This window comes from Streptomyces sp. NRRL S-337 (assembly GCF_000720175.1).
Classification (GTDB): domain Bacteria; phylum Actinomycetota; class Actinomycetes; order Streptomycetales; family Streptomycetaceae; genus Streptomyces; species Streptomyces siderophoricus.
Genome location: NZ_JOIX01000002.1, coordinates 258,994 through 272,049, shown reverse-complemented (window position 1 = coordinate 272,049; position 13,056 = coordinate 258,994). Strand labels below are relative to the sequence as shown.

Below are 13,056 nucleotides of genomic sequence, written 5' to 3'. Positions count from 1 at the left end.
ACGCGGCGTCCTAGCGCACGGAGCCGGCATTCGGAGGGAGGTAGCGCCGGACCTCGTCCAGCGAGGGACGCCCGGCGACGTCGTGCAACTCGGACAGCGACATCCCGGCGTCCGCCATCCACGTCAGTCCGGTGGGCCGCAGGTCGTTGCGCAGCAGGAACTCGTGCCCCAGCTCCACGACGACGTCGTCCCAATTCGTCGCCTCCCTCAGCAGCGGGGTGGAAAAGCGGCCACCGGACGGTTCGGTGAACAGCCGGGTTTGCGGTGCTTGGCGTGCCGCCTGCAACCGCCGGGCCAGCAGCATCCGTGCCGCGGGACGCAGCGGCACCGCTCGCCGGTGCCGGTTGCGGCACGCGCATTCGGTCAGGCCGTCCGGCACGAAGACGGTGTGCCGGCTCACGTTCCAGGTCCAGGTCGCCGGGTCGATGTCCTGGGCGCGCAGGGCGGACACCTCACTGAAGCGGGTGCCCGTCCAGGCCGTGAAGCGCACGATGTCGCCCCAGCCCTGGTAGCCGTCCGAGGACTGCTGGACGAGCCTGGCCGCCAGGAGGTCGAGCGCCGCCGGGTCAGGCAGCGCCAGCGACCGCGGTGTGGTGCGTTCGCGCTGGGCACACTGGTATTCCCGCTGCCAGCCGGCGATGCGCGCGGGATTGGCGTCGAGGATCCCGTCGTGCACGGCCTGTTCGAGGACCCGCACCAGCACCGCCAGGCTGTTCTTCACCGTCGACAGCCCGTACTCGTCCGCGATCCAGCAGTGCAGCGCCCGGTTGACGTCCCGTCGGGTCATCTTCCCTACCGGGACGTGTCCCAGGCTCGGGAGGACCCGCAGCCGCCATCCGGCCTCGTACGGACACATGGTGAGGGGCTCCAGCCCGTGCATCGCGGCCGCCCACCGATATCCCCCGTACTCGGCGAGTGACATCCTGCGGCTGTCGACCGCGCGGGAAGACCGCGCCGGGAAAACAATCGTCATTCTCCAATTACCCTTGTCTGATGGGGTGTTGTCGGGCGGTGCTGGGATGGCGGGAATTATTCGTACGTGGTGAAGGCGACGCCCGGCCGTGGGTACTTCAGAAAGATGTGCTATGCCGCGTCACAGGTCGGCGGTACCGCCTGGGTAACGTCCTGAGGCAACCGATTTCGTCGTGCCTGAGCTCCCTGCGCGCGAATCCGCAGCGGCGAGTTGGCGGTGGCGCACGTCATCTTTTCGCCGCAGCGCTGGAGGAGGCATGGCGGCGCTACATCGGTCATGAGTGAATTAAAAGCACCCATCAATGCCGGTGCGCAAGTTGGTCGGTGCGAGTTCGCAGTTTTACGCGCTGCTCCGAATGGGTGGCCTTATCGGTTGACTGTTGTAGCCCACCCTGGGCGCATGGATAACTATTCGCATCCAACCGGTGGGCCGCCCACCCTCTCCGGGGAGCGGCATCCGGCCTACTCGTTGACCCGGCCCAGTGCCTGGTTACGGGTCAGACCGTTGCCGTATGGGCGTCCCCGGCGGAGGGTCTTGGATCCGTCAGCCGGCGTCGGTTTTTCCGGCGCCGGCTGATCGGCCCCCCACCGCCGAGCGAGGGGCGCCATGCGATCGAGCGTGGTGACCGTCCCCAAGTCCACCACGAGCGCAGCGGCCACCGCCTTCGCCGCTGTCGAACCCCCCTCACCGGCGCAGCCCCGCCGGTACGACAGGCCCGGCCTTCGTCGCCCCTCCGGGAGCCGCCGCCCGCGCGGTGACCTCCACGCAGGTTCCCCCACCGCATCTCTGCATCGCCATCGGCCGTAAATCCGGCTGCGAACCAGAAAACCTGCGAAAAACCCCGGAGTGGACCATGCCACGAAAAAACATCGTGATTCTCGTCGACGAGGCCGGGGGAACGGCCCTTCCCCAGAACTCGCGTGAAGAAGCCCGGGATCCGGTCCGGCTCGTGCGCGGAAGCGGCTACGAGCGTTTCGAATTCTACGGCGAATACGCGGAGCTGGACGGCGAACAAGTGCCCGTGTACCGCTGGCATTACCGCACGTCCATTGCCGAGTAGGCATCGCGCGCCCCGACGAAGAAACCAAGTCACAGAGGACGGCACATGACGATCCTCGTGAGGGACGGAGTCCTGCCATGAAACAAGCCGTGTACCCCGAAGACCACGACACCGGTCGCCGGGCCGTGGTGACCGGGGTCGGGTTCTGTCTGCCCGGCCCGACCAAACCGGTCTTCACGGCCGAAGAGGCATGGGACGTGGCCTCAAACGGCCGGTCGTGCCTGCGGTACGACGAGGTCTACTACGGTTCCGTCGGCCTGACCCAGGAAATGTTTGACGAACACTTCCCGGACCTTCCGCCGTTCTTCTCCCGGCACTACACCACGGCACACCAATACGGCCTTCTTTCGCTGGCGCACGCCTGCGAAGACGCCGGACTGAATTTCCGGGACGGAGAACTCAGCGATGCCGCGATTCTTGTCGGACGCGGGGGAGTGGACGCCAACATCGACAGTTATCTGTCGGTGCTCCGCGCCGATCCCGCGACGACCAGCGCGCCGGAAGCCATGGAACTGTTCGTCGCGGCCCAACAAGCGGTGACCCCTTCGGACGTGGCCCTGGTCCAGTCCGCGCTCGTCCGCTCCAACGGCCCCACGTACACCGTCTCGTGCGGTTGCGCATCGTCCGCCGTACAGATCGGCAACGCCCGGCAGATGATCACCCGGGGTGAGGCCGACATCGCCGTCGTCACCGGCGTCGACGTCTTCAACATGCACCTCATCCAGAACATCCAGCGGCTGCTGCACGGCGCCCAGCAGACCTACGAGTCGGTGCGGACACCCGGGATGCCGGAGCTGGTGCCGTCCTTCCTCTCCCTCATGCGCCCCTACGACCGCCGGGCGAGCTGCATCAACCACGGCGAGGGCTCGGCCACCGTGATCATCGAGAGCTGGGATCACGCGGTCCGACGCGGTGCGCACATCTACGGCCAGGTGCTCTCCACCGCCATGGCCCGCGACGGCCTGGCCAACCCGCTCGCCTGCGACGAGACCGGCGGCGAACTGGTCGCCGCCGTCCACCGCTGCCTCGGCGACCGGTGGGACCTGGGCAACGTGCCGTACGTCCATGGCGGCAGCGACGGCAACATCGTCGTCACCGCCTTCGAGGCCGCCGCCATCAAGGAGCTGTACGGCGCCGACAACCCACCCCTCATGACGTCGCAGGAGGGCTGCTTCGGCCACAACGGCGCCCCGGCGGGCTGCACGGGGGTCGCCCTGACGCTGATGATGATCGAGCGAGGGCAGGTCTGCCCCACCGCCAACTGCGAGGAACCCGCCGACGGCCTCACCTTCGACCCCGTCCCCGGGGTCCGGCCCCGCCCCCTCGACTTCGACTACGCGCTGAACTTCAACTACCAGGTCGGTGGGGTCAAGAACGCCATCCTCCTCGGCAGCACCCAGGTCGTGTGACCGCGGACCATGCCTACGTAGGGAGACCCGATGAGCAACCACACGCTTCCTCCGGCCGCCGCGCCGCAGACCCCGACCGACACCGAGCGCATCGCCGTGATCGGCATGGGATGCCGGCTCCCCGGCGACACCCCTTCGCCCGCAGCCCTGTGGCGGCTGCTGTCCGAAGGCCGGGACGCGGTCGGCGACTTTCCCCCCGAACGCCGGCGCCTCGTTCAGGGTGACTCGCTCGGCCGCGGAGATCCCGCGACACCGGCCTTCCTGCCGGGCGGCTACCTGCGCGAGGTGGCGGGCTTTGACGCCGCCTTCTTCGGAGTCGCGGGCGGGGAGGCCGATGTCCTCGACCCCCAGCACCGCCTGCTGCTGGAAGTCACCTGGGAGGCGCTGGAACACGCCGGCCTTCCGCCGGAGCGGGTGCACGGCACCCCGACCGCCGTCTTCACCGGCATCAGCTACGGCGACTACATGGACCACCTGAACGGGACGTCCCGGGAACTCGAAGGATCGATCCTGACCAACGGCCACTGCGTCGCGGCCGGCCGGGTCTCGTACCTCCTGGGAGTGCACGGATCGAGCGTCGCCCTGGACACCGCCTGCTCCTCCTCGCTGGTGGCCGTGCACATGGCGCGCCAGGCACTGTGCGCCGGCGAGTGCGAGCTGGCACTGGCCGGCGGCGTCACCCTGACCTTCCAGCCCCGCATCACCCGCTCCTTCGCACGGATGGGCATGCTCTCCGCCAGCGGGCGCTGCCGCACCTTCGACGCCGGAGCCGACGGCTTCGTCCGCGGCGAGGGCTGCGGCGTGGTGGTGCTCAAACGCCTCAGCGACGCCGTTCGGGACGGCGACCGCGTACTGGCCGTACTCCGTGGGTCCGCGACGAACCAGGACGGTTCGTCCGACGGACTGGCCGCACCCTCGGCCGCCGCCCAGCGAGCCCTCTACCGGGAAGCCCTCGCGCGCGCCGGGATCGACCCCCAGGACGTCGGGATGGTCGAGACCCACGGCACAGGGACCCCGGTGGGCGACCCCATCGAGTTCGCCGGACTGGCCGACGTCTACGGGCACGGCCCCGGCCGCTGCGCCCTGACCTCGGTGAAGACCAACGTCGGACATCTGGAGCCGGCCGCCGGGGTCACCGGGCTGATCAAGGCGGTGCTCTGCCTGCAGCGCGGCGCCATCCCGGCGAACCTGCACTTCCGGCAGTGGAACCCGGCCATCTCGGCGGCCGGCACCCGCTTCTTCGTGCCCACCGAGCTGACCGCCTGGCCCCTCCCGACGCCGGCCCGGCTGGCGGCGGTGTCCTCCTTCGGCTTCTCCGGGACCAACGCCCACGTACTGCTGGAGCAGGCCCCGAACACTCCGGCGCCCCGGCGCCACGAAGAGCAGGCGCCCACCGCGCCCGACGTCTTCCTCGTACCGGCCGGCTCCCCGGACGTGCTGCCGGCCGCCGCCGGCAGACTCGCGGAGTGGGTGTCCGGCGAGGGCGCGAACGTACCGCTGCGGGACCTCGCGCACACCCTCGCCCTGCGGCGCTGCACCGGCCGCGGCCGGCTGGGGGTCGTGGCGTCGGGGCGCCGCGAACTCCTGGGCGCGCTCCGGGCGTTCGCCGACGGACAGCGCCACCCCGCGGTGGTGACCGGGGCGGTGGGCGCGGCGGTGGAGCGGCAACCGGTCTGGGTGTTCTCCGGCCAAGGCTCCCAGTGGCCCGGGATGGGACGCGGCCTGCTGAAGACCGAACCGGCCTTCCGTGAGGCGTTGAGCGAGGTCGGCGAACTCATCCGGGCACAGAGCAAGGTCTCCGTGGTCGACGCCATACGGAAGGGCAAGCCCGTCAAGGGCTGTGGCGAGGTGCAGCCGGTGCTGTTCGCGCTCCAGATCGCGCTCGCCGCGACCTGGCGCTCGTACGGGGTGGAACCCGCCGCGGTCATCGGCCACTCCATGGGCGAGGTCGCGGCGGCGGTGGTGGCCGGGGCGCTGACGCTCGCCGACGGAGTCCGGGTGATCTGCCGCCGCTCCGGCCTGCTCAGTGACATCGCGGGCACCGGCAGCATGATGAGCGTGGGGCTGAGCGCCGATGCGGTGCGTGAGGAACTCGCGGACGGCGCGGCCGAGACCGTGTCCGTCGCCGTGCTGTCCTCGCCGGACACGACCGTGGTGGCCGGACGCACCACGGAGGTGAGCCGACTGGCCGCCGCCTGGGAGGCCCGGGGGATCCCGGTCTTCCCGATCGCCGTGGACGTCGCCTCCCACTGCCCGCTGGTCGACCCGGTCCTTCCCGCACTGCGTTCGGCGCTGGCCGGGCTGACGCCGCAGCCGCCCGCGGTGCGGTTCTACTCGACCGTGGTGGAGGCGGGCGCCACCCCGTCCTTCGACGCCGACTACTGGTGCGACAACCTGCGCCGCCCCGTGCGGTTCGCCGAGGCGGTGGCCGCCGCGGCGGCCGACCGGCACCAGGTCTACGTCGAGCTCTCGCCCCACCCCGTCGTCACCCACTCCGTCGAGCGGAGCCTTTCCGGGCTGGTCACCTCCCCGGCCGTGCTGCCCACGCTCCGCCGCGAGGAAGACGAACCGACCACACTGCGGACCCAGCTCGCCGCACTGCACTGTGCCGGAGTCCCGGTGAACTGGCGGCGCCTGTACGACGGCGGCAACCTCGTCGACGCCCCCACCCTCACCTTCGACCGGCGCCACCACTGGGCCGAGGCCGCACGCCGCACCGCGCCCACCGACCCGGGCGACACCCTCCTGCCCGGCCGGCACTCCGAAGTGCCGGGCGAGCCCGTACGGCACTGCTGGCGCGCCGACGCCGGCACCGACGCACTGCCCTGGCTCGCCGACCACCGGGTCCACGGCGACCCGGTCATGCCCGGCGCCGCCCACTGCAGCATCGCACTCGCGGCGGCCGCCGAGGCATTCGGGACCGCCCCGCACGAAGTCGACATCACCGACGTGCACTTCGAGCAACTGCTGCGACTCGCCCCGCACACCGACCTCAGCACCGTCGTCACCATGGCAGCGTCCGACCGGGCACACTGCGAGATCCTCGCGCGGGGCGACGACGGCGACTGGGAGCGGCAGGCCGATGCGGTGCTGCACCGGCTGACCGTACGACCGGACCCCCGGCCCCGCCCCATCGAGGCCCTCACGGTGCGCCATCCGGTCCGGCTGGACCCGGGCGATCTGTACAAGAACCTGCGCCGGCGCGGCCTGGAGCACGGCCCGGCCTTCACCGGCATCACCGAACTGCGCACCGAACGCCATCACAGCAGCTATCTCGCCAAGGTCACCCTCCCGGCCCGGGCGAAGGACCCCGCACCCGGCCTCGCGGTCCATCCCGTGCTGCTCGACGTCTGCGCCCAGCTCGCGGTGGCACCGCTGATGCACGAGGACGACAACGCACCCGTGCTGCCCGTCGCCGTGCAGGCGGTACGCGTCCTGGGCGATGCCGCACGGGCCGAGTACTGCCACGCACACATCAGCGAGAACGCGCCGGACAGCGTGGTCGCCGACGTCCGGCTGCTGGACGGCGACGGTGCCGTCGTGCTCGCCGTCAACGGCCTGCGCTTCGTACGACGGGCCGCACGCAGCGCGCCGGCGGCCGACGACTGGCTGCTGGAAATCGACTGGCAGTCCTCTCCCCGCTCCACCACCGATGCCGGCCAGGCACCGGGCAGCTGGTTCCTCGTCGGGGAGGCGGACGGATCGGCCCGGGTACTGGCCGCCGCACTGCGCACCCGCTGCGCCCGCACCAGCGTCTGGGACCGGCCCCTGGACGACACTCCCCTCGACACCCTCCGCAACTCCCTCAGCGAACGCCTGGCCGCCGGACTCCAGCCGCCGCGCGGCGTGGTGCTGGTGTGCGGCCGGCAGAGCGGCGCCGAACCGACCGAAGAATCGTTGCGGCGCACCCGAAGACTCCTCGCCGTCCTTCAGGCCGTCACCGCGAGCGCGTCGTCACCGCGGCTGTACGTCATCACCCAGGGCGCCCGGGACGTACTGCCGGACGACACCGTCGACGTCGGGCAGAGCAGCCTCCGGGGACTGGTGCGGGTCGGTGCCCTGGAGCACCCGGAACTGCACCCGACGCTGGTGGACGCCGACTCCCGGAACGCCGACCCCGCTGACGTGGCCGAGGAGTTGCTGGCCGACGCCGGCGACGACGAGGTCGCGCTGCGCTCCGGCGACCGGTGGGTGGCCCGGCTGCGGCGTGCCCCGGCCGAGCAGGAACGTGCACTGACCCCGTGCGCCGTGCAGTACGGCGTGGACGGGTTCCGGCTGCGTGCGGCCCGGCTCGGCGATCTGTCGAGCCTGGAGTACGCCATGGTCCGGCGGCGGCCGCCGCAGCGCGGTGAGGTCGAGGTGCGGGTCACCGCGGCGGGCCTGAACTTCCGGGACGTACTGACGGCGTTGGGCCTGCTCCCCGGCGACGAGGACGTCCGCTACCGCATCGGGTTCGAGTGCTCCGGTGTCGTCAGTGCGGTGGGTGCCGGCGTGGACCATGTGCAGGTCGGGGACGAGGTGGTCGCCATCGACCTGCGCGGTGGGGCGTTCGGCTCGTTCCTGACCGTCCCCGCCGAGGGGGTGGCGCCGATCCCCGCCGGTTTCGGTCCGGTCACCGCGGCGGGTCTGCCGGTCGCCTTCGTGACCGCCTGGTACGCCCTGCGGCACGTCGCGCGGCTCGCGGCCGGGGAGCGGGTGCTGATCCACTCGGCCACCGGCGGCACCGGGCTGGCGGCGATCGCGGTGGCCCGTTCGCTGGGAGCCGATGTACTGGCCACGGCCGGCAGCGAGGAGAAACGCCGCTACCTGCATGGAATGGGCATCCGGCACGTCATGGACTCCCGCTCCCTGGAGTTCGGGGAGAAGGTCCGCGAAGCGACCGGCGACGGTGTCGACGTCGTACTCAACTCGCTCTCCGGCGCGGCGATCCGCACCGGACTGGAGACGCTCCGTCCGTTCGGCCGGTTCGTGGAGCTCGGGGTGCGCGACATCCTGTCCGACGCCCCGCTGGGGATGCTGCCCCTGCGCCACAACGTCACCCTGCGCACCGTCGACCTGATCGAGTTGCGCCGCCACCGTCCCAACGCGTTCGCCCGGGTATGGCAGGAGGTCCTCGACGAGTTCGAAGCCGGCCGGCTCACACCGCTGCACTGCACCGAATACCCGCTGTCCGAAGCCACCACGGCCTTCCGGACCATGGCCGCCGCCGACCACATCGGCAAGATCGTGCTGGCCGTGCCGCACGCCGGCCGGGCCCGCGCCGCACTGCCCGAGATGGGGCTGCCGGTCCGGAAGGGCGGTGCCTACATCGTCACCGGCGGCCTGCGCGGCCTGGGACTGGCCACCGCACGGTGGCTCGCCGCGAACGGCGCCGGTCATCTCGTCCTCAACGGGCGTTCCGCGCCCTCCCCGGACGCCGCACGGCAGATCGCCGACCTGGGCAAGGACACCACCAAGGTGTCGGTGGTCCTCGGCGACATCGCCGAACCGGGTACCGCGGAGCGGTTGGTGACGACCGCGGCGACCGGGGGCTTCCCGCTGCACGGGGTGGTGCACTGCGCCATGGTCCTGGACGACGCGGCCCTCCCCAACGTCACCGACGAGCAATTGGAACGGATCTGGCTGCCGAAGGCCGCGGGTGCCTGGCGGCTGCACCACGCCACCGAGGGGTGCCCGCTGGACTGGTTCGCGGCGTTCTCCTCGATGGCCTCCCTGCTCGGCAACGCCGGCCAGGGTGCCTACGCCGCGGCGAACTCCTGGCTCGACGGCTTCGCGGCCTGGCGCTCCGCCCGCGGCTTGCCCACCCTGGCGGTGAACTGGGGCCCCTGGGGCGAGACGGGCGTCGCCACCGACTTCGGCCGGCGCGGCTACCACACCATCCCCACCGATCAGGGCATGGCCGCGCTGCAGGCCCTGCTGTCCCGGCGGCGAGTGCAGACCGGTGTGCTCCCCGGGCCGTCCGACACCTGGCTCCCACCCACGGGCCGGCACCTCCCCTTCTTCAGCGCGGTCTCGACCGAGCGGCCCGCCAAGGGGAGTGAAACCGACGGGACCGAAGCCCCCGAGGAAGCCGGGGAGTTGCGCGCCTGGCTCGGCGCTCTGCCCACCGGCCTTGCGCGCAGAGCAGCGCTGGAGGAGCGGCTGGCGGACCACGTCCGGGCGGTGCTGCGCCTGGGCGACGGCACCGTCGACCCGCAGATCCCGCTGAAATCCCTGGGATTCGACTCCCTTCTGGCCATGGAGATGAGGGTGCGCATCGAGCGGACCTTCGCCGTCTCCGTGTCACGGAACTTCGTGTGGCAGCACCCCACATTGGCCGATCTCGCGGTGGGCGTCGCGGACCTTCTGGGGCTGGAACTGACCGCCACATAACGCGGCGCGGAACGCTCTCTCCCGTTCGGCGGACACCTCGACGGTATCCGCCGAACGTGGTGCTGTCCGGCGGCGATTATTCATTTACGGCACCAATTACTCACTATTCCCGCCACTCCCGCACAACGTTTTCTTGCGGTGATAGTATTTCGCTTCCCCATGTCTCCGCACCCCTTTTTGCGCCTCACGATGCGCCTTCCGTAAAGCCCTCCGTACTGTTTCAATGAATGTGGAAAAACAGCCGAGGAATCCCGGGCGTTATTCCGCCTGAGGGTTCTCCAATGGGTACGGGGGTCCGAGAGGAACCTGAGAAAGGGGTAGTCGTGTTACCCATCATGCAAGAGGCCGGCATTGAACTGACGGCCCACCAGATCGAGAACTGGCCCGAAGCGAAGGCCACGGTCATGTCGCCCGACCACTGGCGTCCCGGCAAGCAGACCGCATTCAGCCTGCCATCACTGGAACGCTCGGTGCCGGTCTGCCGCGCCCTGGCCCGCGCCTGGCTCGACGGGCAGCAGATCCAGGCCGACGACACCCGCTACCTCATCCTGCTCACCCTGTCCGAACTCGTCACCAACGCCATCCAGCACTCCGGCGCCCTCCGCGTCACGTGCCGACTACGCAGATCCGCGCACCAGGTACACATCGAGGTCCACGACGGCGGCGGGACCCCGTGGGTGACGCGCAGACGCTACCCGGACCACGGCCAGGAAAACGGCCGCGGCCTGGAACTCGTCGCCAAGTCCTGCCTGCAATGGGGCCGCCGGACGGAGACCGACGACGGCTGCACGGTCTGGGCAACGGTGCCGCTGTCCACGTGCGCACCCGTCGGCTGCCTCCCGCAGCCGTGAACCGCGCATGACCGGCGTCTCCCGCTGCCCGCTCCCCGTGTTCCGCGCACCAGCCGCGCCGGACGACGGCCAGACAGGTTCGATTCCCTCTCTCCCCTCCGGAGCGGGACGATCTGCCTGGCTGCCGGCGCCGCATCCCGGGCCCGTCAGTCGCTGGACGCACGCTGCGTGGGCAGATGTGCCTCGCACTCCTGCACCAGGACGGCGAAATCACTGGCGGGTTTGGTATCTCGGTAGGGACGGAGTCCTGCCAGAAACTGCTCCAGATACTTCCTGCCCAGCGCCGACCGCAGCTGCCGCAGCAGACCCACGGCCTCTTCGGCCACCCGGCACGCCTCCTCCACCTCACCGGCCTGCACCTGCGCCGACGCCAGCAGCAGCAGATCGATCGCCCGGCGGCGCACCCGCGTCCGAGGGTGCCGGGCGAGCGCCTCGGCGGCCCGGCGAGCGGCCTGCCGGGGCTGCTGCAGATCGCGGTGGCAGTGCGCCAACTCGTCAGCAAGGTAGGCCCGGTCGAAGTGCGCCAGCCACTCAGGCGCGTCAACCGGATCCGCGTGTGCCATCGCCTCCAGGGCCTTGTCCCTGAGCATCCCGCAGGTCCGCGAATCGCCGAGCAGCGCGTATCCGCGGGCCTCGGCCACGTAGAACAGCGCCTGCGCGGCCGGTGGTGCCTGCCCCCGCGTCCCTTCCTGGGCGGCCCGCGCGAGCTGCACCGCTTCCCGGGCACAGCCCGCGTCCACGGCGAGCCGGCTCAGCCCCGCTGCCAGCACATAACCGCCGTAGCATCTCTCGTCCGCCGCCTGCGCGAGCCGCAGCGCCTGGATGTAGTACCGCTGCGCCAGACCGGGCCGGCCGGTGTCCATCGCGGTATACCCGGCGAGCTCGGTCAACCGGGCGGCAGCGCCGAACAACTGGCGTCCCGTGGTCTCGCTGTAGCTCCCGGCGAACAGCCCCGACAGGACGCTGTTCAGACACGACACCACCACCGGCCGCACATAGCCGCCCCCCACCCTGTGGTCGAGCTCCTCCAGCGCCCGGGTCGTCATCCGCACCATCTCGACCTCCTCCAACCCCGCTCGCGGCCCCAGCCGGCGGCTCTGCGCCACCTCCGGGTCGACGGCACTGATCAGCCAGTCCCGGGTGGGTTCGACCAACGCCGCGGTGCCCATGGTCGTACCGGACAACGCCTCACTCGACTCCGCGTCCATCTGCCACAGTTCACGGACCTGGCCCAGCGCATCCTTCACATCGGCGGCGAAATGCAACCCGACCCCGCAGGTCACGCTGTTGCCGTTGGCCATGCCGATCTGGTCGGTCGACACCGTCCGCCCGAGCCTGCTGCTCAGCGCCTCGGCGATGATGGCAGGGACCCGGCCCCGCGGCTGCTGGCCTCGCAACCACCGGCTCACAGACGTCTTGTCATACCGGAGATCGAGCCCCTGCTCACGCCCCAGCACGTTCACCTGCCGGGCGAGAGCGGAGTTGGACACTGCCGCCTCCTGGATGAGCGACCGCAGCCGCTGATTGTTCTGACGCGCGAACACAGGTCGGGCGGCCATGACGTGCCTCCAAGCACATGCTGACAACGCGTTACGTTGGCATATCCAGTGTTATGGGACTGCAAAGGTCATTACCCAACAACCGGGAATGATCCGTCATGACTCCAGTCAAGTCACCACCACAGCATCGCGCACAGTAGTGCGGGCGCATGACAGAGCGCCGGGAGCCGCCGGGTGACGTTCGTCCGCTCCCTCGCACCCGACGGATGCCCCGCGCCGGCCCCGCACCACCACGCAACCGCCCACGCCCACCTCCACGCCCCCTTCCCCTGTCAACCCCCCGATCGCGCCCCGCCCAACCGAGCCCCCAACGGCACAAGGCAGGCCAGCGTCCGCCAGACCCAGCAGCGCCGCGTGCCCCCAACTACCGTCCCGCGCCCCTCCTGCGGCAGCCGCGATGCGCCCACCGATACCGACATTCGCGCGGGGCCCAGGAGCGCCGACCGCCACCCACACGCCCGCCACGTCGCCCCCGCCTCACACAGCAATCGCCCGGCGGGGGCGAGATCGGCGGGGGTAACATGAAGTCCGTAAAAAATGGTTTCGGGTGATGGCTGCTCAGCTCACCGAAAAGCTTGGCTGAGCACTTTCACGGACTCTTCGGTGCGACGCTCGCTCACCACTGCCAAAAAGTCGATGTCGCTGCGCCCGGGACGGAAGTCGCCCCAGGCCAGCGAACCGTGCAGGTACAGGCCCTCGACGAGACCGGGCGGGGCCCGGTCGATCAACTCCGTTCCATGTATGTGCCGACCGTACGGTGGGCCTCTTCGGGAAGTGACGAGGCGAGTGATCGCATAGCGCCCACGTGAGACGAACGCGCGTTCAGACACTG

The 13,056-nt window shown here is 70.6% G+C and carries 7 protein-coding genes; 4 read left to right on the top strand and 3 right to left on the bottom strand.

From position 1 onward, the window contains the following. Nucleotides 1-10: 10 nt before the first annotated feature. Nucleotides 11-922 (bottom strand): tyrosine-type recombinase/integrase, encoded by a 912-nt coding sequence (locus tag IG62_RS0103545; RefSeq protein WP_234326235.1) that lies wholly within the window; start codon nt 920-922, stop codon nt 11-13. An 805-nt stretch (nt 923-1,727) separates the two neighbouring features. Between IG62_RS0103545 and IG62_RS48280 the strand changes: the two genes are divergently transcribed. The 4 genes from IG62_RS48280 (at nt 1,728) to IG62_RS41325 (ending at nt 10,665) form a co-directional block, all read left to right on the top strand. Continuing rightward, the gene (locus tag IG62_RS48280; RefSeq protein ID WP_234326233.1) at nt 1,728-2,033 is read left to right on the top strand and encodes a DUF5988 family protein; all 306 of its coding nucleotides are present in this window, start codon (nt 1,728-1,730) and stop codon (nt 2,031-2,033) included. 77 nt (nt 2,034-2,110) lie between these two features. Next, on the top strand, nt 2,111-3,442 hold the full coding sequence (locus IG62_RS0103535; protein WP_078871787.1) for a beta-ketoacyl synthase N-terminal-like domain-containing protein: 1,332 nt from the start codon (nt 2,111-2,113) through the stop codon (nt 3,440-3,442). A gap of 30 nt (nt 3,443-3,472) precedes the next feature. Beyond that, nucleotides 3,473-9,814: a type I polyketide synthase gene (locus tag IG62_RS0103530; RefSeq protein ID WP_030797408.1), complete on the top strand. Its 6,342-nt coding sequence runs from the start codon at nt 3,473-3,475 to the stop codon at nt 9,812-9,814. A gap of 323 nt (nt 9,815-10,137) precedes the next feature. Beyond that, the gene (locus IG62_RS41325) at nt 10,138-10,665 is read left to right on the top strand and encodes an ATP-binding protein (RefSeq protein WP_234326231.1); all 528 of its coding nucleotides are present in this window, start codon (nt 10,138-10,140) and stop codon (nt 10,663-10,665) included. A gap of 146 nt (nt 10,666-10,811) precedes the next feature. Here IG62_RS41325 and IG62_RS0103520 read toward each other — a convergent pair whose 3' ends face one another. Both IG62_RS0103520 and IG62_RS44175 read right to left on the bottom strand, forming a co-directional pair. Next, nucleotides 10,812-12,224, bottom strand: coding sequence for a hypothetical protein (locus IG62_RS0103520; RefSeq protein WP_030797403.1), 1,413 nt, complete (start codon nt 12,222-12,224; stop codon nt 10,812-10,814). A gap of 563 nt (nt 12,225-12,787) precedes the next feature. Further along, on the bottom strand, nt 12,788-12,952 hold the full coding sequence (locus IG62_RS44175; RefSeq protein ID WP_199812401.1) for a nucleotidyltransferase domain-containing protein: 165 nt from the start codon (nt 12,950-12,952) through the stop codon (nt 12,788-12,790). Between the last annotated feature and the right edge of the window lie 104 nt (nt 12,953-13,056).